The following is a 22,147-nucleotide window of genomic DNA, read 5'->3' on the forward strand; positions in this document are numbered from 1 at the left end:
TCGCTGTCAGGCGCGGCGGATCAGCGCGTCAACCGTTGTCGTCGCTGTTGCCCGGCCGCTTGTCCCCCTTGTCCCCCTTGTCCCCCGAGAGGTCCGGCAGGCCCACGGAGGTCGACGGGTCCGGTCCCGGCTCGGTCGACGGGCCCGTGGGCGGCTTCTCCGAGGCGTCGCCGGACGGCGAGGCGGGCGGGGAGCTCTGCGGGGACTCGCTGGCCGGCGGGGGCTCGGAGGTCGCCGACTTGGACGGCGACGTGGAGGGCGTGGGCTTCTCGGAGGGCGAGGTGCTCGGGCTCGGCGAGGTGGACACGGGCGGCGGGCTGACCGCGGCGCCCATGTCGGTGTCGAGGTCGAACTCGCGGGCCTTGCCGACCGAGTGGCCCATGTAGTCGGCCCAGATCTCGGCGGGGAAGCCGCCACCGTTGACGCGTCCGCCGCCGCCGGCGCCCTGGAGGGTCACCTGCGCGTTCTTCTGCACCTTCTTGCCGTCATCGCCGGTGCGGTCGAAGGCCGCCTCGCCGAACAGGCCGACCGAGGTGACGAGGTTCGAGGTGTAGCCGGTGAACCAGGCCGACTTGTTGTCGTCGGAGGTACCGGTCTTGCCCGCGATGTCCTTGTCGGAGAGCCCCTCCGCGTTGCGGACCGACCCCCGGGCCGTACCGTCGTCGACCACGCCGGTCAGCACCGAGGTCACGGAGTCCGCGGCCTGGCGGGAGATCACCTGCTCGCCGATCGCGTCGGGCATCTTCACCGGGGAGTCGCCCTGGTGCACGGCGGACTTCACGATCTGCGGGGTGACCTGCTTGCCGTGGTTGTCGAGCGTGGCGTAGACCCCGGCCATCTCCAGCGGGCTCGCACCCATGGAGCCGAGGGTCATCGCGGGCGCGGCCTCCAGCTTCTCCACGTCCATGCCGAGCTTGCCGGCGGTCTTCATGACCTTGTCCATGCCGACGTCCACGCCCATCTGCGCGAAGACGGAGTTGACGGACGCGTTCATCGCGGTCTGGACGGTGATCGGGCCGTAGTTGTGGTCGTCCTCGTTCTCCGGCGCGAAGAACCGGTCGCCGCCGACGACGGGCCGCTTGCTGGTGCCGTCGTAGCGGGTGTTGGCGGTGATCCGCTGGCCTTCCTGCGTCTTCGACTCCTGGTCGAGTGCTGCGGCGAGGATGACCGGCTTGAAGGTGGAGGCGGGCTGGTAGTCGCGCCGGGAGGCGTTGGACGTCCAGTGCTCGTTCTGGCCGCGTCCGCCGTACAGCGCGACCACAGCGCCGGTCTTCGGGTCGACCGAGGCGGCGCCGGCCTGGATGTCCTTGTCGAGCTTGCGCTTCTTGGTGTCCAGCTTGTCGAGCAGCTTCGTCTCGACCGACTTCTCCAGCTGCTTCTGCTTCTTCTTGTCGATGTTGACGGTGATCGTCCAGCCGCCGAGGTCGAACTGGTCGTCGCTGATGCCCAGCTGCTTGATCACGGCCTTGCGGGCCGCCTCCACGATGTAGCCCTTCTGGCCGGCCGTCCCGTTCAGCGGCTTCGGGTCGCGCGGCACCGGGAACTTCAGCCCCTGCCGCTTCCCGGAGTCGAGCCAGCCCTCCCCGACCATGTTGTCCAGCGTGTACGCCCAGCGCGCCTTGACGAGCCGCTTGCCGTTCGGGCCCGCGACGGCCCAGTCGTACTGGCTCGGCGCCTGGAGCAGCGCGGCGAGGTAGGCGCCCTGGGAGACGTCCAGGTTTTTGGCGTCCACGCCGTAGTACGCCTGCGCGGCGGCCTGGATGCCCCAGGCACCGCGGCCGAAGTAGCTGGTGTTGATGTAACCGGCGAGGATTTCCTTCTTGGTCTTCTTCTGGTCCAGCTTCAGCGAGATGACCAGCTCTTTGAGCTTCCGGCTGACCGTCTGGTCCTGGTCGAGGTAGTAGTTCTTCACGTACTGCTGGGTGATGGTCGAGCCGCCCTGCTTGCCCTTGCCCGAGATGGTGTTGAGCAGGCCGCGCGTGGTGCCCTTGAAGTCGACGCCGTGGTCCTTGTAGAAGGACTTGTTCTCGGCGGCGACGAAGGTGTCCTGCACCTCCTTGGGCACCTCCGCGAGGCTCACGACCTCGCGGTTGACCTCGCCGGTCCTGGCGAGCAGGCTGCCGTCGGCGTACTTGTAGACGTTCGCCTGCAACTCCATCTTGGGGTTGCCCTCCGGCACGTCCACGAGCATGTAGAGCACGGCGAAGGCACCCATGCCCAGCAGGATCACCCCGAGGGCGGTGCCCAGTAGTTTGCGCCAGGTGAAGAGCCTGCGTATGCCGCTCTTCTCAGCCCGCCGCTGGGCTCGTCGCGCTTCCGCTCGACCCATCGCTTGGTCGCTCCCGTTTCTCTGCTCGGCCGGATCAGCTCGGACATGCCAGCTAACACCGTTGGCAAGCCCGAAAAGCAGGAGATCCGACGTTTTACGGACGTGAGAATCAGCACCCGTCTCCGATGGAACCGACTCCTGAGGGGTGCGCATGGTTGCGAGATCCATTAATGTGTAATCACATTGCTATCGACCGGCTAGCTCGTCCACCACGGGGGAAACCATGACCGATCCGCACGACCGCAACACCGCCGCCCAGACGTCCGCCGGACTGACCCCGGACGCCCCGGAGATGCCGGAACCGCAGGTCCGCGAGACGAAGGCGCACAGCATCGCCGGCGGTCTCGGGCTGCTGCTGACCGTGCTCGGAGTGATCGCCGGGATCGCCCTCGCCGTCGTCGGGGGCGTCATCGGCTCGAACGGGAACAACGCCGTGGGCATCCCGGTCTGCATCGTGGGCGTCCTGCTCGCCATCGCCTCGTTCTTCTGCATGGGCGGTGTGAAGATGGTCGCACCGGGCGAGGCGCGGGTCATCCAGCTGTTCGGCCGGTACGTGGGCACCATCCGCACCGACGGACTGCGCTGGGTCAACCCGCTGACCTCCAGCCGGAAGATCTCCACCCGGGTCCGCAACCACGAGACCGCCGTCCTCAAGGTCAACGACGCCTACGGCAACCCGATCGAGCTCGCCGCGATCGTCGTGTGGAAGGTCGAGGACACCGCGCAGGCGCTCTTCGAGGTGGACGACTTCCTGGAGTTCGTGGCCACCCAGACCGAGTCCGCCGTCCGGCACATCGCCATCGAGTACCCGTACGACGCCCACGAGGAGGGCGGCCTCTCGCTGCGGGGCAACGCCGAGGAGATCACCGAGAAGCTGGCCGTGGAGCTGACCGCCCGGGTGCAGGCGGCGGGCGTCCGGATCATCGAGTCGCGTTTCAGCCACCTCGCGTACGCCCCCGAGATCGCCTCCGCGATGCTCCAGCGGCAGCAGGCCGGCGCGGTCGTCGCGGCCCGGCAGCAGATCGTCGAGGGTGCGGTCGGCATGGTCGAGATGGCGCTGACCCGGATCGCCGAGCAGGACATCGTCGAGCTGGACGCGGAGCGCAAGGCCTCCATGGTGAGCAATCTGATGGTGGTCCTGTGCGGTGACCGCGCCGCCCAGCCGGTCCTCAATACGGGCACGCTCTACCAGTGACCGAACAGACCCCGGGCGAATCGCCCCGCGCCCGGCCGCGGCAGCGCAAGCAGATGCTGCTGCGCCTTGACCCCGCCGTGCACGACGCACTGGCCCGCTGGGCGTCGGACGAGCTGCGCAGCGCGAACGCGCAGATCGAGTTCCTGCTGCGGCGCGCGCTCGCCGAGTCAGGCCGGCTGCCGGGCGGGGCGGCACCGATCCCGCGCCGGGGGCGCCCGCCCAAGGCCGCGGAGGACCCACCGGCCGAGGAGTGACACGTCAGAGGCCCGTCCCGTGAGGGGCGGGCCTCTGACGTGCGCCGTTCGGGTGTACTCCCCGCGTATACACGGCAGGTATACACACCATGTAGAGTGCCGGTCATGTCTATCGGCCACACGCTGCTCGGGCTCCTGGAGTCCGGCCCCCGCCACGGTTACGACCTCAAGCGGACGTTCGACGAGAAGTTCGGGCACGACCGCCCCCTGCACTACGGGCAGGTCTACTCGACGATGTCCCGGCTCCTGAAGAACGGCCTCGTCGAGGTCGACGGCGTGGAGAGCGGCGGTGGCCCCGAACGCAAGCGCTACGCGATCACCGACGCCGGCATCACCGACGTCGCCACCTGGCTCGCGCAGCCCGAGAAGCCGGAGCCGTACCTCCAGTCGACCCTGTACACCAAGGTCGTCCTCGCCATGCTCACCGGCCGCAACGCCGGGGACGTGCTGGACGCCCAGCGCTCCGAACACCTGCGTCTGATGCGCATACTCACCGACCGGAAGCGGCGTGGTGACCTCGCGGACCAGCTGATCTGCGACCACGCCCTGTTCCACCTCGAAGCCGATCTGCGCTGGCTGGAACTGACCGCCGCCCGCCTCGGCCAGCTCCAGAAAGTGGTGACCGCGTGACCCCCGCCGGCTCCCTCCTCGCCGCGCACGACCTGCGCAAGACCTACGGATCGACCCCCGCCCTGGACGGCGCCTCGTTCTCCGTCCACCCGGGCGAGGTCGTCGCCGTCATGGGCCCCTCCGGCTCCGGCAAGTCCACGCTGCTGCACTGCCTCGCCGGGATCATCACCCCGGACTCCGGCACCATCACCTACGACGGCCGTAAGCTGTCCGCCATGTCCGACGCGGAACGCAGCGCCCTGCGCCGCAGCGACTTCGGCTTCGTCTTCCAGTTCGGCCAGCTCGTCCCGGAACTCACCTGCGTCGAGAACGTCGCCCTGCCGCTCCGCCTGAACGGCACCCGCCGCAAGGACGCCGAGCGCACCGCCCGCACCTGGATGGAGCGCCTTGAGGTCGAGGACATCGCCTCCAAGCGCCCCGGCGAGGTCTCGGGCGGCCAGGGCCAGCGCGTCGCCGTGGCCCGCGCGCTCGCCGGCTCCCCGAAGGTGATCTTCGCGGACGAGCCGACCGGCGCCCTGGACTCCCTCAACGGCGAGCGCGTCATGCAGCTGCTCACCGAGGCCGCCCGCTCCGCCAACGTCGCCGTGGTCCTGGTGACCCACGAGGCCCGCGTCGCCGCCTACTCCGACCGCGACGTCACCGTGCGGGACGGCCGCGCCCGCGACCTGGAGCACGCCGCATGACGCTCCTCGACGAGAAGCGGACCCCGGCCCCCGCGCCGTCGCCGGCCCGCCCCTCCCGTGCCGCGCCCTGGCTGCGCGACCTCGCCCTCGGCATCCGGTTCGCCGCCGCCGGCGGGCGCGAGGGCTGGACCCGTACCCTGCTCACCGCCGTCGGCGTCGGCCTCGGCGTCACGCTCCTGTTCCTCGCCGCCTCCGTGCCGCACGCGCTCGACGCGCGTACCGCCCGGGAGAACGCGCGCAGCGAGACCCAGATCTCCGAGAACCCGGACGCGCAGGCGAAGAAGTCCGACACCACGGTCCTGCGGATCGCGGCCGAGACCGAGTACCACGACCGCACGATCCTCGGCCACCTGATGCGCGCCGAGGGGACCCACCCGGTCCTCCCGCCGGGCATCGACGCCCTGCCGGCGGCCGGCGAGATGGTCGTCTCCCCCGCGCTGAAGGACCTGCTGAACGACCCGGGCAACGCCCTGCTCAGGGAGCGTTTCCCCTACAAGGTGACCGGCACGATCGCGGACGCAGGACTGCGGTCGCCCAACGAGCTGCTGTACTACGCCGGCAGCGACACCCTGACCCCGGCCGCGGGCGGCCACCGCGTCACCGGCTACGGCGACCCCGGCCCGACCCCACCGCTCGCCCCGCTGCTCGTCGTGCTCGTGATCATGGTCTGCGTGGTGCTGCTCGCGCCCGTCGCCATCTTCATCGCCACCGCCGTGCGCTTCGGCGGCGACCGCCGCGACCGCCGGCTGGCCGCGCTGCGCCTGGTCGGTACGGACATCAGGTCGACCCGCCGGATCGCGGCCGGCGAGGCCCTCTTCGGCTCCGCGCTCGGTGTGCTCATCGGCCTCGTCCTCTTCCTGGTCGGGCGGCAGTTCGTGAGCTACATCGAGGTCTGGGACATCAGCGCCTTCCCCGCCGACCTCGCCCCCGACCTGCGGCTCTGCCTGCTCATCGCGGTCGCCGTCCCGCTGACGGCCGTCCTCGTCACGCTGTCCGCGATGCGCTCCGTGGTCATCGAGCCGCTCGGGGTCGTACGCAACAGCCGGTCCCGCAAGCGCCGCCTGTGGTGGCGGCTGCTGCTCCCGCTCGCCGGCCTGGGCGTGCTCGCGGTCAACGGACAGTCCGGCGAGTACGAGGTCGTCAACCCGTACACCATCACCACCGGCGCGGTCCTGGTCCTGGTCGGGCTCGCCCTGCTGCTGCCGTGGCTGGTCGAGGCGTCCGTGGGCCGGCTGCGCGGCGGCCCGGTGCCCTGGCAGCTCGCCACCCGCAGGCTCCAGCTGAGCAGCGGGACCGCCTCCCGCGCGGTCAGCGGCGTCACCGTGGCGGTGGCCGGAGCGGTGGCCGTGCAGATGCTGTTCGCCGCGATGAACGCCGACTTCAACAAGGCCACCGGGCAGGACACCAGCCGCGCCCAGTTCTACGCCTCGTCGGAGCAGGTCAGCGGCAACGCCGCCGTGGAGACCATCAAGGAGTTCCGCGCCACCAAGGGCGTCACCCAGGTCATCGGCATGATCGAGGCGTACGCCAGCAAGCCCGGGAAGTATTCCGAGGACGACATCCAGCCCACCACCTCCTTCAGCATCGGCGACTGCGCCACCCTGCGCGAGGTCGCCCGCATCGACTCCTGCAAGGACGGCGACACCTTCGTCGTGCACCCCAGGGACGACAAGGACATGTCCGGCTGGATGGACAAGACCGCCCGCAAGGGCAAGGAGATCGAGTTCGAGTCCGGCACCGGCAGGAAGCTGCGCTGGACGCTGCCCGCCGACGCGAGGACCGTCGTCGGCCGCAAGGACCCGGTCGGCGAGGACCGCTGGGGCATCATGGTCACGCCCGGAGCGATCGACGCGACCACCCTGCCGGGCGCCAGCACCGTCTCCCAGATCCGCATCGACGACAGCGTGCCGGACGCCGCCGAGTACGTGCGCAACACGGCGGCCCGCATCGACCCCGGCATGCGCCTGGTCACCATGACGTCCGTCGAGCGCGACCGCCAGTACGCCAGCGTCCAGACCGGCCTCCAGGTCGGCGCGACCGTCACGCTGCTGCTGATCGCCGCCTCCATGCTGGTCTCCCAGCTGGAGCAGCTCCGGGAGCGCAAGCGGCTCCTCTCGGTGCTGGTGGCCTTCGGCACCCGCCGGACCACGCTCGCCTGGTCGGTGCTCTGGCAGACCGCGCTCCCGGTGGTCATCGGCCTCGCGGTCGCGGTGGCCGGCGGCCTCGCGCTCGGCGCCGCGCTGTGCTGGATGGTCGGCAAGCAGGTGACCGACTGGCTGATGTTCCTGCCCCTGGCGGGGGCGGGCGGGGCGCTCATCCTGCTGGTCACGCTGCTGTCGCTGCCGCCGCTGTGGCGCATGATGCGCCCGGACGGGCTCCGCAGCGAGTAGCCCTGCCCCGCGGCGGGCGGCCGGACGTCCCTACGTCCGGCCGCCCGCCGTCACGCGTACCGGCAGGGCCCGCATCGTCTCGCGCAGGGCCGCCGCGAACTCCTCGAACTCCTCCTGCCGGGCCGCCCCGGTCCGCATCGCCAGCGCCACCCGCCGCGTCGGCGCCGGGTCCGCGAAGTACCCCGTGGTCAGCGCCTCGTTGCGGGCGGTCTCGACGGTGACCGCGGTGCGCGGCAGCAGCGTCACCCCGAGCCCGCCGGCCACCAGCTGCACCAGCGTGGAGAGCCCGGCGGCGGTCGTGGTGACCGGGGCGCCCTCCGTACGGCCGGCCTCGCGGCAGATGTCGAGCGCCTGGTCCCGCAGGCAGTGCCCCTCGTCGAGCAGCAGCAGCGGCAGTTCGCGCAGGGCGTCGCGGGGGATGTCGGCCCGCCCGCCGAGCCGGTGGCCGCGGTCCATGACGAGCACGAAGTCCTCGTCGAACAGCGGGAGCTCACTGACCCCGGGGACTCCGAGCGGCACGGCGAGCAGCAGCAGGTCGAGCCGTCCGGCGCCGAGCCCCTCCACGAGCGAGGAGGTCTGCTCCTCGTGCACCTGGAGGTCGAGGGCCGGGTAGCGCTCGTGGACCAGGCGCAGCACGGCCGGCAGCAGATACGGGGCGACGGTCGGGATGACGCCGAGCCTGAGCACCCCGGTGAACGGCGCGCGGACCGCCTCGGCCTCCTCCATCAGCTCGCCGACGGCCTCGAGCACGACGCGCGCCCGCACCGCGAGCCGTTCCCCGGCGGGCGAGAGCAGCACCTTGCGCGTCGTACGCTCGATGAGCTGGACACCCAGTGCCTCCTCCAGCGCGGACACGGCCCCGGAGAGCGCCGGCTGACTCATCCCGATTGCTGCCGCGGCGTCCCGGAAGTGCAGATATTCGGCGACGGCGGCGAAGGCGCGCAGCTGCGAGAGGCTGGGCTGTTTGAGCCGGTTGCCCGGATTGCTCTGCACCACTGATAGGTACCTCCGATCATCACGACCGAGTGTAGCTATTTCCGCGATCAATGCACTCTGTGCCATGGTGGTGATCGTCCAACCCCCAGGAACTCCCTCAAAAGGGGAGAACCTACGCTGCAAGGAGAGCGCGTGCTCACTGTCGGTGACAAGTTCCCCGAGTTCGACCTGACCGCCTGCGTGTCGCTGGAGAGCGGCAAGGAGTTCGAGCAGATCAACCACAAGACCTACGAGGGTCAGTGGAAGATCGTCTTCGCGTGGCCGAAGGACTTCACCTTCGTGTGCCCCACCGAGATCGCCGCCTTCGGGAAGCTGAACGACGAGTTCGCCGACCGTGACGCCCAGATCCTCGGCTTCTCCGGCGACTCCGAGTTCGTGCACCACGCCTGGCGCAAGGACCACCCGGACCTGACCGACCTGCCCTTCCCGATGCTGGCCGACTCGAAGCACGAGCTCATGCGTGACCTCGGCATCGAGGGCGAGGACGGCTTCGCGCAGCGCGCAGTCTTCATCGTCGACCAGAACAACGAGATCCAGTTCACGATGGTGACCGCCGGTTCCGTGGGCCGTAACCCCAAGGAGGTCCTGCGGGTCCTCGACGCCCTGCAGACCGACGAGCTGTGCCCGTGCAACTGGACCAAGGGCGAGAACACCCTGGACCCGGTCGCGCTCCTCTCGGGCGAGTGAGCTGATACCACCATGGCACTCGACGAACTGAAGTCCGCCATACCGGACTTCGCCAAGGACCTGAAGCTGAACCTCGGCTCGGTCATCGGCAACAGCGAACTCCCGCAGCAGCAGCTCTGGGGCACCGTCCTGGCCTGCGCGATCGCCTCGCGCTCGCCGAAGGTGCTGCGCGAGCTGGAGCCGGAGGCGAAGGCCAACCTCTCCGCGGAGGCGTACACCGCCGCGAAGTCGGCCGCCGCCATCATGGCGATGAACAACGTCTTCTACCGCACGCGTCACCTGCTCTCGGACCCCGAGTACGGGAACCTGCGCGCGGGCCTGCGGATGAACGTCATCGGCAAGCCGGGCGTGGAGAAGGTCGACTTCGAGCTGTGGTCGCTCGCCGTCTCCGCGATCAACGGCTGCGGCCAGTGCCTCGACTCGCACGAGCAGGTGCTGCGCAAGGCCGGCGTGGACCGCGAGACCATCCAGGAAGCCGTCAAGATCGCCTCGGTGATCCAGGCGGTGGGTGTGACCCTCGACGCCGAGGCCGTGCTCGCCGAGTAGGCGCCGTACCCTGAATACGAGAAGGGCCCCGAGGACGACCGACCGTCCGAGGGGCCCTTCTTCCGTGCGTACGCGCTACGAGGCCTCCGGGGACGGCTCGCCGTCACCCTCGTCCTTCTCCGGCGCGGGGCCGGGGGCCGCCGCCGGTGCCGCGTCCAGCGCGGTCGCCCCGTGCGGAGGCGGCGAGTGGCGGCGCGACTCCTCCTGCCCGTACGACCGCAGATAGCCGACCACCGTGTTGGTCACCGCGACCAGCGGCACCGCGACGACCGCACCGCCGATGCCGGCGATCATGCCGCCCGCGGCGACCGAGAGCACGACGGCCAGCGGGTGCACCCGCACCGCCCGGCCCAGGATGAACGGCTGCAGGACGTGGCCCTCGATCTGCTGCACCGCGAGGACCACCGCCAGCACCATCAGCGCGGTGAACACGCCCTCGGTGACGAGGGCGACGACCACCGCCAGCGCCCCGGAGACCACCGCGCCGACGAGCGGGATGAAGGCGAACAGGAAGATGAAGACGGCCAGCGGTACGGCCATCGGCACGTCGAGGAAGTAGATCCCGAGCCCGATGAAGATCGCGTCGATCAGGGCGACGATGACCGTGCCCCGTACGTAGGCGGTCAGCGTCCGCCAGGCGCGCGGACCGGCCCCGGCGACCCCGGGCCTCGCCTGGGCGGGCACCAGCTTGAGCACCCACTGCCAGATGCGCGCGCCGTCGTAGAGCAGGAAGAGCGTCGAGAACATCGCGAGCAGCGCGCCCGTCATGAACTCCACGACCACGGTGACGCCCTGGAGCCCGGCGGACGTGATCGCCTCGGTGTTGGTGCCGACGGTGTCGCTCAAGTTCTTGGCGATGTCGTTGATCTGTTTGTCGGTCACATGGAACGGGCTGGCCAGGAGCCAGTTCTTGAGGTCCTCGATCCCCTTCGTCACCTTTTCGGACAGGGTGTCGATGTTGTCCATGACCTGCCACACCACGAACCAGCCGACCAGGCCCATGATGATGAAGCCGGAGACCGCGGTGACGGCGGTGGCCAGTCCCCTCGGCAGGCCGTAGCGCCGCAGCCGGGCGACGGTCGGCTGGAGCAGCGCGGTGACGAGCAGCGCGGCGACGAAGGCCAGCACCACCAGTTGCACGGCGCTGATGACCCGCATCAGCACCCACAGGGTCCCCGCGAGCACCAGGAGCCGCCAGCCCGCTTCGGCGGCGACCCGCATCCCCCAGGGGATGGCCGCGACCGGATCGGGCCGTGCGGCGACGGAGGGCGCGTATGTGGGCGGTGCGGGCACGTGGTCGACGGCCTCGTCCTTCCCGGACCTCCCGCCCGGCTCCCCGAGCAGGGGGTCGTCGGCCTCCGTCTCGGCCCGCCGTTCGTCAAGGCGCTCGCTCAGCCTGCTCAGTTCCGCACCCAGTTGTCCGAGCCACCCCGGCAGTTTCGACATAACGGTTCCTCTACCCCCGTCCGCTCTCCCCACCGCTCCCCCGGGAGCGGTTCCGCACGACCGTACACGCGTGAAGCCCCTCACCGTAGGACGGTGAGGGGCTTCACGAGGTTGAGCTGGTGAACCCTGGTCTCTAGTACCAGTGGTTGGCCTGCCAGAAGGACCAGGCGCCACAGGGGCTCTGGTAGCGGCCGTTCATGTAGCTGAGGCCCCACTTGATCTGGGTGGCCGGGTTGGTCATCCAGTCGGCCCCGGCGGAAGCCATCTTCGAGCCCGGCAGGGCCTGGACGAGACCGTAGGCACCGGAACCCGGATTGCTCGCGCGGTAGTTCCAGCTCGACTCGTGGTTCACGATGTTGCTGAAGCACTGGAACTGGTCGGCCGGCACGATCTGCCGCGCCATGGCCTGCACCTCGGCCACGGTGTACGAGCCCTGCACGGCGAAGGAGGTGGAGCGGACCTCGGAGCGGCTTGCGCGCTCCTGCGCTTCCTTCTTCTTCGCCTCGCGCTCGCGCTCGAGCTTGTCCTCGGCGGCCTGCTTCTTGGACTTGGCGTCCTTGGCGGCCTGGACTCGGGCGGTCTCCTCGGCCGACTTCTTCGCGGCGGCGTCGGCCGCGGACGCCTGGGCGTCGGCCTGCTGCGTGAGCGAAGCGGTCTGGACCTGGGCCTGCTGGCCCGCGGGGATGTCTGCGAGCAGCGTGGTGTCGGCTGCGGTCGCCTCGAAGTTGTTGTCGTCGGCAGCAGGGGTGCTGCCCGATGCAACGCCCACGACGGCGCCTACGGTGGTGACCGCGGTGGCGGATGCCACTGCGAACCCCCGGACCGAGATCCGGCTCACACGGTGTCCTTCCAGCATCGCCCGCTTAGGTGACCTCGCGGGCGCAATCGTGCCCCTGGCACTGGCCTCCCTACTGCTTGGGTCACGGGAGGCACGGGCCCGGTGGGCGACTCCCCGGGGGAAGCGCCGCGTGGTGCTCGCGGGCGGCATACGGACGGCGGTTGTTGAGTTGTGTGGTGCGTGGCGCCTCTGGAGGTGCCGGTGTGCCGTATGCGGGGCCTGACGGAAGCAAGACTCTGCCGGAACGGCACCACGGGAAGCAATTCTCCGTTGCGTGTGAAAGGTCACACCCCGTTTGGCGGACCCGAATTACGGAAAAGGCGCCGCAACACGACGCCGCCCGGCTAGGCTGCTTGGCCCGCCGGGCGGCGTCGGTCCCCCAATCCGTGTCAGATCTGGCCTTCCTCCAGCATTTCGGTCACCAGGGCGGCGATGCGGGAGCGCTCGGAGCGGGTGAGCGTGACGTGCGCGAAGAGCGGATGCCCCTTCAGTTTCTCGACGACGGCGACGACTCCGTCGTACCGGCCGACCCTGAGGTTGTCGCGCTGGGCCACGTCATGGGTGAGGACGACACGGGAATTCGTGCCGATCCTGGACAGGACGGTCAGCAGGACGTTCCGTTCGAGCGACTGGGCCTCGTCGACGATCACGAAGGCGTCGTGCAGCGAACGGCCCCGGATGTGGGTGAGCGGCAGGATCTCCAGCATGCCGCGCCCCAGCACCTCTTCGATGACCTCGCGCCCCGAGACGGCCGAGAGGGTGTCGAAGACGGCCTGCGCCCAGGGGCTCATCTTCTCGGCCTCGCTGCCGGGGAGATAGCCGAGTTCCTGGCCGCCCACCGCGTACAGCGGGCGGAAGACCATGACCTTCTTGTGCTGCCCTCTCTCCAGCACCGCTTCCAGGCCCGCGCAGAGCGCCAGCGCCGACTTGCCGGTGCCGGCCCGGCCGCCCAGCGAGACGATGCCGACCTCCTGGTCGAGCAGCAGGTCCAGGGCGATGCGCTGTTCGGCGCTGCGGCCGTGGATGCCGAAGGCCTCCCGGTCGCCGCGGACGAGCCGGACGTTGCCGTCGGGCGTCACCCGGCCGAGCGCCTTGCCGCGTTCGGACTGGAGGACCAGGCCGGTGTGCACGGGCAGGTCGGCGGCCTCGGGGACGTACAGCCGCTCCTCGGTGAAGAGGAGGTCGATCTGGTCGGCGGCGAGGGGCAGTTCGGCCATGCCCGTCCAGCCGGAGTCCGTGATCGCCAGCTCCGCGCGGTACTCCTCGGCGAGGAGGCCCACCGAGGAGGCCTTGATGCGCAGCGGCAGGTCCTTGGAGACGACCGTGACGTCGTACCCCTCGGCCTGGAGGTTGCGCGCGACCGCGAGGATCCGTGAGTCGTTGTCCCCCAACCGGTAGCCGGCGGGCAGAACGCCGGGATCGGAGTGGTTGAGCTCGACGCGGAGCGTCCCGCCGAGGTCCCCGAGGGGGATCGGCGCGTCCAGTCGGCCGTACCGGACCCGGAAGTCGTCCAGCAGGCGCAGGGCCTGGCGGGCGAAGTACCCGAGCTCCGGATGGTGCCGTTTGGCCTCCAGTTCCGTGACCACGACGACCGGGAGCACGACTTCGTGCTCGTCGAAGCGGGCCATGGCGTTCGGATCGGCCAGCAGGACGCTGGTGTCGAGAACGTAGGTGCGCCTGTCGGGCATGCGGCGCTTAGTGCTGGTCACCACGGAAGGACGTACCCCCTCGGAAGAGGTTGGGGTGCGACGGCGTCGCGGAGCATCCCAATGGGAGAGGACGGACCGGGCTCCGGCCACCTTGCACGGGCCGTGCGCCGGCCCTCCGCGTCAGCCGCACTGTTCGTACGGTCCTTCGTGTGCAAAGGGCCTCCCGGGCGAGCGGACTCGACGCCGCTCACTTGGACACGGCGTCCGCCTGGTTGGTGACCGGACGCCGACCTGTCAGGGATATGCCCTCTTACCCGGCCGGCCATGCCGACCGGCCCACTTCCGGGGGAAGGGGGCGCGGGAACACGCGCCCCGGCGCCTCAGCCCCCGTAGCGGCGGTGGCGGGCGGCGTAGTCGCGCAGCGCCCGCAGGAAGTCCACCCGGCGGAAGGCCGGCCAGAAGACCTCGCAGAAGTAGTACTCGGAGTGGGCGCTCTGCCAGAGCATGAAGCCGGACAGCCGCTGCTCGCCGCTGGTGCGGATGACGAGGTCGGGGTCGGGCTGGCCGCGGGTGTAGAGGTGCTCGGAGATCAGGTCGGTGGAGACGATCTCGGCGAGGTCCTCGAAGGAGGTGCCCTTGGCGGAGTGGTCGAGGAGCAGGGAGCGCACGGCGTCCGCGATCTCCTGCCGGCCGCCGTAGCCGACGGCAACGTTGACGAGTATCCCGTCGATACCGACCGTGGCCTGCTCGGCCTCCTTGAGGACCGTCTGGGTGTGGGCGGGCAGCAGGTCGAGGGTGCCCACGTGGTGGACGCGCCAGCGGCCGTCCGCGGCGAGGCCGCGCACGGTGTTCTCGATGATGCCGAGGAGCGGGGTCAGCTCGGACTCGGGCCGGTCGAAGTTGTCGGTGGACAGCAGCCAGAGCGTGACGACCTCGACGTCGGTCTCGCTGCACCAGCCGAGGAGTTCCTTGATCTTGTCGGCCCCGGCCTGGTGCCCCTCGGCGGCCGTGCCGCCTGACGCCTTGGCCCAGCGGCGGTTGCCGTCGAGGATGACGCCGATGTGCTTGGGCACCTGGGCGTGGTCGAGGCGGGCCTCCACCCGGCGCGCGTAGAGCCCGTACACCAGGTCGCGCAAGTTCACTGAGTCCACCTCTCGGTTCCGTGCGGGCCCGCCGGCCCCTTCACCAGGGGTCCGGGGTCGTCCCCTGGGGATCGGATCGCCGCACTGGAAGGGGGCGGATCGCCCCGCCGTGTCATGGCAGTCCCGTCAGGCCACATTACTGCGCGGGCGCCGCACCCACCCAACCCGGCCTGTCACAAGTACGTGATAAGGAGAGAATCGTGACTGATTCCTCCTCCCCCTACCAGGCCGCCGGCTCGCGCTACGACTCCATGGAGTACCGGCGCAGCGGACGCAGCGGTCTCAAGCTCCCGGCCGTCTCGCTCGGCCTCTGGCACAACTTCGGCGACGACAGGTCGCTCGGCTCCCAGCGGGCCATCCTGCGCCGCGCCTTCGACCTCGGCGTGACCCATTTCGACCTGGCCAACAACTACGGCCCGCCGCCCGGCTCGGCCGAACTGAACTTCGGCAAGCTGTTCCGGCAGGACTTCGCCCCGTACCGGGACGAACTCCTGATCTCGACCAAGGCGGGGTACGAGATGCACCCGGGCCCGTACGGGGAGTGGGGGTCGCGCAAGTACCTGCTGTCGTCGCTGGACGCCTCGCTGAAGCGGATGGGCCTCGACTACGTCGACGTCTTCTACTCGCACCGCTTCGACCCGGAGACTCCGCTGGAGGAGACGATGGGGGCGCTGGCCTCCGCCGTGCAGCAGGGCAAGGCGCTGTACGTGGGAGTGTCCTCGTACAACGCGGCGCAGACGGCCGAGGCGGCGCGGCTGCTGCGGGAGATGGGCGTGCCGGCCCTGATCCACCAGCCGTCCTACTCGATGATCAACCGCTGGACCGAGGAGGACGGGCTCCTCGACACGCTGGAGGCGGCCGGGATGGGCTGCATCTCCTTCGTGCCGCTGGCCCAGGGGCTGCTGACCGGGAAGTACCTGAACGGCATCCCGGAGGGGTCGCGGGCCACGCAGGGCAAGTCGCTCGACCCGGACCTGCTGTCGCAGGAGGTGGTGCGCCGGCTCAACGGGCTGAACGACATCGCGCGCCGCCGGGGCCAGTCGCTCGCCCAGCTGGCCCTCACGTGGGTGCTGCGCGACAGCCGGATGACGTCGGCGCTGATCGGTGCGTCGAGCGTGGGGCAGCTGGAGGAGAACGTCGCGGCGCTGGCGGGTCCCGAGCTGTCGGCCGACGAGCTGAAGGAGATCGACGTCTTCGCGGTCGACACCGAGGGCACCAACATCTGGGCCGGACGGGGCTGAGGCCCCCGGGCACAAAAAACGGGCCGGTCCGTGGGGGGGGGTTACGGACCGGCCCGAGGGGGGGTTTCCACCATAACCCTTCGTAAGTGATGGTGGGTGCCGCGGCGCGAAATAATTACTCTCCGAAAGTGAGCAGCTCCGCTCCGGGCCCGTCCGCGATGGCCGCTTTGCGGTCGTGACCTGCGGCGATACGGCCCGTCTCCGAATGGGCGACGGGGACGCACCCGAGACGTCCACAGGATGTCCACATTCCGTTCGGTGGAGCCGTCAGGTCGGGGCGGCCGCGCCGCGGTGGCCACGGGTGAACCGGATGCCCACGGTGTCCCCGCCGACGACCACGAACCGGCCGCCCTCGCACCGGATGACCGCCTCGTGGACCTCGCCCCGCTCGTCCCTGCGCTCGTCGGTACTGAGCACCGTCCAGCCGCCCTCGGGAGCCTGCGGCAGACCCGCCAGGGCGGCGAACTCCCACTGGGCGGCGGGCACACACCAGTCGGGCATCTGCGGCCAGGTGCCGGCGCCGATGTGCAGGGTGCCGTCGGAGGTGCAGGTCAGGCGGACGGACAGTCCGTCGTCCAGCACGAAGCACACGGCTTCGGGCTCGCCCATGCGCCCCTCGGGCCGGTAGAAGATGCCGAGGACACCGACGATCCTCGCCCCCTTGAGCCACTCGGCACCGCCCCGGCGCGGGCCGTGCGTGGCGTCCCCGTCGGTGCCGCGGTCCATGGCCTGCCCCTTCCTCTGGACGCCCCCGAGCGCTCAGCGACCAGAGTGCCATCCTTCGGGCCCCGAGGGGGCGTTGGTCTCACGCGGGTTTGCGGGCCTCGATCAGGAAACGGGTGGTGTGCGCGACGAACGGGCCCTCGTTCTCCAGCCGGTGGTGGAGCTCGGCGAGCCGGGGCCGGTACTCCTCGACGGTGAAGCCGGGCACCATCCAGATCACCTTGCGCAGGAAGTAGACGACGGCGCCGATGTCGCGGAACTCGGTGCGCAGCCGCTCGAACCGCAGGTCGACGACGTCGAGTCCGGCCGCCTGCGCGTCGGCCCGGGCCCGCTCCGGGTCGCGTGCGCCGCGCACCTCGGGGGGCTGCGGTCCCAGGAAGTACTCGACGAGCTCGAAGACGCTGGCCGGCCCGACCTGTTGGGAGAAGTACGTGCCGTCGGGGGCCAGCACCCGGGCGATCTCGTCCCACCATGTGGTCACCGGGTGCCGGCTGACCACCAGGTCGAACGCGGCGTCGGCGAAGGGCAGCGGCGGCTCGTCCTCGTCCGCGACGACGACGGCCCCGAGCGGATGCAGCAGCGCGGTGGCGCGGGCGACGTTCGGCGGCCAGGACTCCGTGGCGACGGCGAGCGGCGGCAGCTTCGGCACGGAGGCCAGCACCTCGCCGCCGCCCGTCTGGATGTCGAGCGCGGCCCGCGCCCGGCCCATCCGCTCCCCCATGGCCCGCGCGTACCCCCAGGAGGGGCGCTGCTCGGTGGCCCGGCCGTCGAGCCAGGAGAAGTCCCACCCGTCGACGGAGACCGCGTCGGCCTCGGCCACCAAAGCGTCGAACCGGGCGGCTTCGTCGGGGGCGGTTGCGGGGTCGTGGGGCGTCGCGGGCATGGGGGCATGGTCGCAGGCGCGGTCGTCGGACGCGACAGGATTACGCCGGGCGGTCAGGCCGCCAGGCCGCCGAACAGCACGCCCAGGAACGCTCCCGCGATCATGAACGGGCCGAACGGGATGCCCGTCTTGCGGCCCGCCCGCCGGAGGACGACGAGCGCGAGCCCGTACCCCGCGCCGAACAGGAAGCCGGCGAAGCCCCCGGCGAAGACGACCGCCCAGCCGTACCAGCCGAGGACCGCGCCCAGGGAGAGGGCGAGCTTGACGTCACCGAGGCCCATGCCGTCCGGATTGACGAGGAAGAGCAGGAGGTAGAACCCGCCGAGGACGAGCCCGCCGAGCAGGGCGGAGAGCCAGGAGCCCGCGTGTTCCGGCAGGAGCGCCGCCAGGCCCAGGAGTACGGCGGCGGCCCCGGCGGCCGGCAGGGTCAGCATGTCGGGCAGCCGGTGGACGCGGTGGTCGATGCTCGCGAGGAGCACGCCGACCGGGGCGAGCACCAGCCAGACCGCCAGCTCGGGCCGCGTCCCGGTGGCCCAGGCAAGGGCGGCACAGGCCAGGGCGGTGACGACGGGGGCGAGGCGGTGGGGGGCGGGGCCGGTGAAGGGGCGGCCGGCCGGGCAGTCGGTACGCCAGGGTTCGCCGGGCGGGACGGCGAACCGGTACGCGGCGCGCGGGACCAGCAGCCCGGTCGCGGCGCCCCAGAGTGCGGCGATCCCCATCAGCGTGGCGTACATCCCGGCGATCCTAATCGGCGCGCCCCGGCCGGGCGTCGGGCCTGTGGATTCCGCCTCGCGGCCGGTCCGGCGCCGCTACCGTCGGGCCATGGCTCGATGGCGCGACGGCACGGGAACGCTCACGATCACGGACCGGGACGGGGTGACCGAGACCCGGGTGCCGCTGCGGATCGCGGCGTCCTACCGGTGCCGGGCGCGCGGGCTGCTCGGCCGGGACGGGGTCGACGGGGCGCTGATGATCACGCCGTGCGGGAGTGTGCACTCCTTCGGGATGCGGTTCACGATCGATGTGGCGTACCTGGACCGGAGGTTCAACGTGCTGGCCGTCCACACGATGCGACCGGGCCGGCTGGGCCTGCCGCGGCTGCGCGGCCGCCATGTGATCGAGGCGGAGGCGGGCGCGATGGCGGCCTGGGGGCTGCGGCCGGGCATGCAGGTGCGGGTCACCCGGGCTCGCTGACCGGTCCGGATCAGCGGTTGGGCACGTCGCTGCCGTAGACGGTCCACGGCGACTGCCCGAAGGAGTTCACACCGGACAACTGCGGCTGGGCGGCGGCCACTTCGGGGAGCACGGCGAGGGTGTCGGGCCAGCAGTCGAAGTACACCGCCCCCTTGACGATGAAGCCGGCCCAGTCGGTGGCCGCCGACGCGCCCTCGCGGTCGAGCACGAAGCCGACGCAGAGCAGCGAGGCCCGCCCGATCGCCTCGCGTATCGCGCGCACCAGGCGTTCCTCGTCGGCGCGGCCCAGCGGGCCCAGGGCGAAGCGCAGTTCGACCGCCCCGTCGTCGCCCCGGCCGATCCGGACGTGGATCGCGTCCCCGCCGGGGAGCCAGAGCAGGAAGTCGACCCGGTCGAGGCGTTGCAGCCCGGCCAGCAGCACCAACTGGTCCCGGGTCACGAAGGACTGCGTGGCCGCCGGCCCGGCGCCGGGGCTGATCAGCGTGATCCGCCGGGTGACCGGGTGGTCCGCCCGTATCCCGGCCGCCTCCAGGTCGCCGAGCAGGGATTCGGCGTCGGGGCGGCTCCAGCACAGGTGGTACGAGCAGAAGAATCCGTCACTCATCGGCACGTCACCTCGGGACACGTGAGGGCTGCCCTCCTCGCCCGTACGACACCGCGTTCGGCGGCGGCACGGGGTGGCTGGCGGGTGGTCGGGCCACCAGCGTAGAGGCCGATGCCGGTCCGCGTAGAAGCCGTTGCCGGTCCGTGGCGCGGGCCGGTTCGTAGACTCGCCGGGGCGGGCCGGTCGGTTCCCGCGACGGGGGCGACGGGAGTCTCGGCATGGCGATGTGGGTCCAACCGGCTTCAGCCGCGGATGTGCTGGCGTACGAGGACGGGGTGCGCAGCGCCTACGCGGAGGCGTTCGCGGGGCCGCCGTGGCACGAGGACCCGGCCACGGCCGCCGGTTACACGGAGCGGCTGCGCGAGGACGCCCGGCGCCCCGGGTTCAGGGCTGCGCTCGCCTCGCGGTGTTCCTCGGCCCCGGGCACCCAGGACTCACCGGCCGTACGGGATATGCGCTGGACAGCGGAGCACAGGGCGGAGAGGCTGTGCGGCGATGACACGCACCGATACGCCTCCCGCATGGGACGAGCGCACCCAGCTGACCACCTTCCTCGACTACACCCGCGCCACCGCCGTGGCCAAGTGCGACGGGCTCACACAGGAGAACGCCGTCCGGGCACCCCTGCCCGGGTCGCCGCTGATGACGCTCGCGGGCATCGTCAACCATCTGCGCTGGGTCGAGTACTACTGGTTCGAGGTCGTCTTCCTCGGCGGTGAGGACGAGGGCCCGTGGACGGACGAGGACCCGGACCGCGAGATGCGGATCGCCGTCGACATGCCGCTCGCCGACGTACTGAAGGAGTACGAGGAGCAGAGCGCCCGCTACCGGGAGCTCGTCGCGGCCCACGACCTGAACGCCTCGGCCCAGCGGGAGCGCGTGGGCGGCCGCCGGCCCGATCTGCGCTGGATCATCCTGCACCTGATCGAGGAGACGGCCCGGCACAACGGCCACATCGACATCATCCGCGAGACCGTCGACGGGACGACCGGGGGCTGAGGGCCGCTACGCGGCGCGGCGCCGGGCCCGGTCCAGCTCGACGTTGAACTGGGCCCCGGCCAGCAGCGCCAGGTTGGTGAACCACACCCAGATCAGGAACACCACGAGCCCCGCCAGTGAGCCGTACAGCCGGCTGTAGGAACCGATGTACGTGGTGTACAGCGCGAACCCCGCCGACGCGATCAGCCAGAGCAGCGCCGCGAGCATCCCGCCGGGCAGCGCGTTGCGGGCCCTCCGTGCCGGCTCCGGGCCGGTCCGGAAGAGGAGCGTGATCAGTGCGGCGACCAGGCAGAGGATCAGGGGCCACTTCGTCACCTCCCACACCGCGTCCCCGACGTGTGTCAGGCCCAGCCGACGCCCCGCCCAGCGCGCGAACGGCCCCGTCAGCACGAGGGCGAACGCGCTGGCCATCATGAGCAGCAGCAGCCCGATCGCCCACGCCAGGATGACGTGGACCTGGCGCAGCGGGTGCCGGGTGTCCTGGACTCCGTGCATGGCGTGCAGCGCCCGCCGGAACACCGCCAGATAGCTGGAGGCGGACCACAGGGCGCTGACGGACCCGGTCGCCAGCAGCAGCCAGACGGCGCTGCGCTGTTGGGTGGCGGCCTCCAGCGGCTCGCGCAGCGCGGCGGCGGCCTCGGCGGGGGCGAAGGCCGTGATGTCGGCGATGAGCGCGCCGGTGGCGCCGGGGCTGGCGAGGCCGATGACGGAGACGGTCACCAGGAGCGCGGGCAGCAGGGCGAGGATCGCGTAGTACGTGAGGGCCGCGGCCCAGTCGGATATGTCGTCGTTCCACAGCGAGACGGGGGTGCGGCGCAGGGCAGCCGGCCAGAGCCGTACCCGCCCGGCGACGCGGCGGCCCGGGCGGGCCTCGGCCCGTGCGGATCTGGGCGGGTGGGGCGGGGCCCCGGCGGCGGTGCCGCTGGACTGGCTGGACACGGTTGCGGCTCCGGGGGCGTGAGCGGTATGCGGGGGCGGTGTGTGGTCTGCGGTCTGGGCGGCGGTGTCGGGGAACGGCGCTCCCCGTCTCCCCTCTTCTGCTCACCTTCCCGCCCGGTACACCCGTTCCGGGCGGCCCGGACCCCGTTGTCGGACCCCCGCCGTACGCTCCCCCCATGAGCGTCTCCCTCTACTACACCGCGCGCCGCACCACCCCGCTGAGCGGGCCCGAGTCGGCCGCCGTCACCCGTATCGTCACCGCGCGCCAGGCGTCGTTTCCGTACGAGGACGAGGAGAGCCTGTACGTGTACGACCCGCGGGCGGCGGAGTCGGGGACCGTCCTCGACGGCTCCACCAAGATGCCGTTCGACCCCGGCCGCCTGCTGCCGGTGATCGCCCATGTGCTGGACTCCGTCACGGAGTTGCGCCGGTCCCTGCCCGATGCCGAGTGGCATGTGCACATGGACGACCTGGACATCGAGTGGGACGAGACCAAGGGGTACGAGCTGCCGGGGATGCGTGACGCGGACCTGGCGGCGGCGTTCGCGGAGGCGGACCGGGAGGACGTGTAGGGCGCGCCGGACGGCCGTGCCGGGTCCTCTGCGAGGAGAACCGGGCCGAGGCGGCAGGCGTGCCGGCCCCGAGCGCCGCCCCGGTACGCCTGGGCGGCATACGCGACCGGAAGTGATCACGGACCGACCGAAATACGCTTGCGGGCGACCGGTCCCCTGTCTACTTTGGTCTGCATGGGTTCTCTGTGAAATTCCCCCTGCGTCTGC

The 22,147-nt window shown here is 71.1% G+C and carries 22 protein-coding genes; 11 read left to right on the forward strand and 11 right to left on the reverse strand.

Features of this window, described 5'->3' with window-relative positions:
- Positions 1 to 28: 28 nt before the first annotated feature.
- Positions 29 to 2,329, reverse strand: coding sequence for a transglycosylase domain-containing protein (locus BLW14_RS10965; RefSeq protein WP_093706679.1), 2,301 nt, complete (start codon positions 2,327 to 2,329; stop codon positions 29 to 31).
- Positions 2,330 to 2,552: 223 nt separating this feature from the next.
- Between BLW14_RS10965 and BLW14_RS10970 the strand changes: the two genes are divergently transcribed.
- The 5 genes from BLW14_RS10970 to BLW14_RS10990 all read left to right on the forward strand — a co-directional run bounded on the left by BLW14_RS10970 (position 2,553) and on the right by BLW14_RS10990 (position 7,481).
- Positions 2,553 to 3,524, forward strand: a complete 972-nt coding sequence (locus tag BLW14_RS10970) for an SPFH domain-containing protein (RefSeq protein ID WP_093706681.1) — start codon at positions 2,553 to 2,555, stop codon at positions 3,522 to 3,524.
- Positions 3,521 to 3,778, forward strand: coding sequence for a type II toxin-antitoxin system antitoxin (locus tag BLW14_RS10975; RefSeq protein WP_093706683.1), 258 nt, complete (start codon positions 3,521 to 3,523; stop codon positions 3,776 to 3,778). Before BLW14_RS10970 ends, BLW14_RS10975 begins: the two co-directional genes overlap by 4 nt.
- A gap of 105 nt (positions 3,779 to 3,883) precedes the next feature.
- The gene (locus BLW14_RS10980) at positions 3,884 to 4,408 is read left to right on the forward strand and encodes a PadR family transcriptional regulator (RefSeq protein ID WP_018519032.1); all 525 of its coding nucleotides are present in this window, start codon (positions 3,884 to 3,886) and stop codon (positions 4,406 to 4,408) included.
- Positions 4,405 to 5,091: an ABC transporter ATP-binding protein gene (locus BLW14_RS10985; RefSeq protein WP_093706685.1), complete on the forward strand. Its 687-nt coding sequence runs from the start codon at positions 4,405 to 4,407 to the stop codon at positions 5,089 to 5,091. Before BLW14_RS10980 ends, BLW14_RS10985 begins: the two co-directional genes overlap by 4 nt.
- Positions 5,088 to 7,481: an ABC transporter permease gene (locus BLW14_RS10990; RefSeq protein ID WP_093706687.1), complete on the forward strand. Its 2,394-nt coding sequence runs from the start codon at positions 5,088 to 5,090 to the stop codon at positions 7,479 to 7,481. The genes BLW14_RS10985 and BLW14_RS10990 overlap by 4 nt, the downstream gene beginning before the upstream one ends.
- Positions 7,482 to 7,511: 30 nt before the next feature.
- On the opposite strand, the gene BLW14_RS10995 is transcribed toward BLW14_RS10990, so the two are convergent.
- Positions 7,512 to 8,477 (reverse strand): hydrogen peroxide-inducible genes activator, encoded by a 966-nt coding sequence (locus BLW14_RS10995; protein ID WP_018519035.1) that lies wholly within the window; start codon positions 8,475 to 8,477, stop codon positions 7,512 to 7,514.
- A gap of 132 nt (positions 8,478 to 8,609) precedes the next feature.
- Here BLW14_RS10995 and BLW14_RS11000 point away from each other — a divergent pair, with 132 nt between their 5' ends.
- Positions 8,610 to 9,164, forward strand: a complete 555-nt coding sequence (locus tag BLW14_RS11000; protein WP_018100933.1) for a peroxiredoxin — start codon at positions 8,610 to 8,612, stop codon at positions 9,162 to 9,164.
- Between the two features lie 12 nt (positions 9,165 to 9,176).
- The gene (locus BLW14_RS11005) at positions 9,177 to 9,710 is read left to right on the forward strand and encodes an alkyl hydroperoxide reductase (RefSeq protein WP_093706689.1); all 534 of its coding nucleotides are present in this window, start codon (positions 9,177 to 9,179) and stop codon (positions 9,708 to 9,710) included.
- A 75-nt stretch (positions 9,711 to 9,785) separates the two neighbouring features.
- Here the strand turns inward: BLW14_RS11005 and BLW14_RS11010 are convergent, their stop codons facing one another.
- From BLW14_RS11010 to BLW14_RS11025, 4 genes are all read right to left on the reverse strand, one after another.
- Positions 9,786 to 11,156 (reverse strand): AI-2E family transporter, encoded by a 1,371-nt coding sequence (locus tag BLW14_RS11010; RefSeq protein WP_093706691.1) that lies wholly within the window; start codon positions 11,154 to 11,156, stop codon positions 9,786 to 9,788.
- Positions 11,157 to 11,289: 133 nt separating this feature from the next.
- Positions 11,290 to 11,994 (reverse strand): aggregation-promoting factor C-terminal-like domain-containing protein, encoded by a 705-nt coding sequence (locus BLW14_RS11015; protein WP_093706692.1) that lies wholly within the window; start codon positions 11,992 to 11,994, stop codon positions 11,290 to 11,292.
- Positions 11,995 to 12,383: 389 nt separating this feature from the next.
- Positions 12,384 to 13,706, reverse strand: a complete 1,323-nt coding sequence (locus tag BLW14_RS11020) for a PhoH family protein (RefSeq protein ID WP_093706694.1) — start codon at positions 13,704 to 13,706, stop codon at positions 12,384 to 12,386.
- Positions 13,707 to 14,023: 317 nt separating this feature from the next.
- Positions 14,024 to 14,785, reverse strand: a complete 762-nt coding sequence (locus BLW14_RS11025; RefSeq protein WP_093706696.1) for an isoprenyl transferase — start codon at positions 14,783 to 14,785, stop codon at positions 14,024 to 14,026.
- Between the two features lie 200 nt (positions 14,786 to 14,985).
- Between BLW14_RS11025 and mgrA the strand changes: the two genes are divergently transcribed.
- Complete coding sequence (gene mgrA, locus BLW14_RS11030) at positions 14,986 to 16,026, forward strand: L-glyceraldehyde 3-phosphate reductase (protein ID WP_093706698.1); 1,041 nt, start codon at positions 14,986 to 14,988, stop codon at positions 16,024 to 16,026.
- 267 nt (positions 16,027 to 16,293) lie between these two features.
- Here mgrA and BLW14_RS11035 read toward each other — a convergent pair whose 3' ends face one another.
- The 3 genes from BLW14_RS11035 to BLW14_RS11045 all read right to left on the reverse strand — a co-directional run bounded on the left by BLW14_RS11035 (position 16,294) and on the right by BLW14_RS11045 (position 18,366).
- A complete protein-coding gene (locus BLW14_RS11035) occupies positions 16,294 to 16,752 on the reverse strand; it encodes a hypothetical protein (RefSeq protein ID WP_093706700.1) in 459 nt (152 codons plus the stop codon).
- 79 nt (positions 16,753 to 16,831) lie between these two features.
- On the reverse strand, positions 16,832 to 17,632 hold the full coding sequence (locus BLW14_RS11040) for a class I SAM-dependent methyltransferase (protein WP_093706702.1): 801 nt from the start codon (positions 17,630 to 17,632) through the stop codon (positions 16,832 to 16,834).
- 53 nt (positions 17,633 to 17,685) lie between these two features.
- Positions 17,686 to 18,366 (reverse strand): prepilin peptidase, encoded by a 681-nt coding sequence (locus tag BLW14_RS11045; RefSeq protein ID WP_093706704.1) that lies wholly within the window; start codon positions 18,364 to 18,366, stop codon positions 17,686 to 17,688.
- An 88-nt stretch (positions 18,367 to 18,454) separates the two neighbouring features.
- Between BLW14_RS11045 and BLW14_RS11050 the strand changes: the two genes are divergently transcribed.
- Positions 18,455 to 18,826 carry a DUF192 domain-containing protein gene (locus tag BLW14_RS11050; protein WP_177153949.1) on the forward strand — a complete coding sequence of 124 codons (372 nt, stop codon included), beginning with the start codon at positions 18,455 to 18,457 and terminating at the stop codon, positions 18,824 to 18,826.
- A 10-nt stretch (positions 18,827 to 18,836) separates the two neighbouring features.
- Here BLW14_RS11050 and BLW14_RS11055 read toward each other — a convergent pair whose 3' ends face one another.
- Entirely contained in the window at positions 18,837 to 19,430 is a 594-nt protein-coding gene (locus BLW14_RS11055) for a hypothetical protein (protein WP_093706708.1), read from the reverse strand.
- Between the two features lie 495 nt (positions 19,431 to 19,925).
- Between BLW14_RS11055 and BLW14_RS11065 the strand changes: the two genes are divergently transcribed.
- Positions 19,926 to 20,429: a DinB family protein gene (locus BLW14_RS11065; RefSeq protein ID WP_093706710.1), complete on the forward strand. Its 504-nt coding sequence runs from the start codon at positions 19,926 to 19,928 to the stop codon at positions 20,427 to 20,429.
- A 6-nt stretch (positions 20,430 to 20,435) separates the two neighbouring features.
- Here the strand turns inward: BLW14_RS11065 and BLW14_RS11070 are convergent, their stop codons facing one another.
- Complete coding sequence (locus BLW14_RS11070; RefSeq protein WP_093706712.1) at positions 20,436 to 21,368, reverse strand: YihY/virulence factor BrkB family protein; 933 nt, start codon at positions 21,366 to 21,368, stop codon at positions 20,436 to 20,438.
- A 176-nt stretch (positions 21,369 to 21,544) separates the two neighbouring features.
- Here BLW14_RS11070 and BLW14_RS11075 point away from each other — a divergent pair, with 176 nt between their 5' ends.
- Positions 21,545 to 21,940, forward strand: coding sequence for a hypothetical protein (locus tag BLW14_RS11075; RefSeq protein WP_093706714.1), 396 nt, complete (start codon positions 21,545 to 21,547; stop codon positions 21,938 to 21,940).
- Positions 21,941 to 22,147: the final 207 nt, after the last annotated feature.

This window comes from Streptomyces sp. 2131.1 (genome assembly GCF_900105515.1).
GTDB lineage: Bacteria > Actinomycetota > Actinomycetes > Streptomycetales > Streptomycetaceae > Streptomyces > Streptomyces drozdowiczii.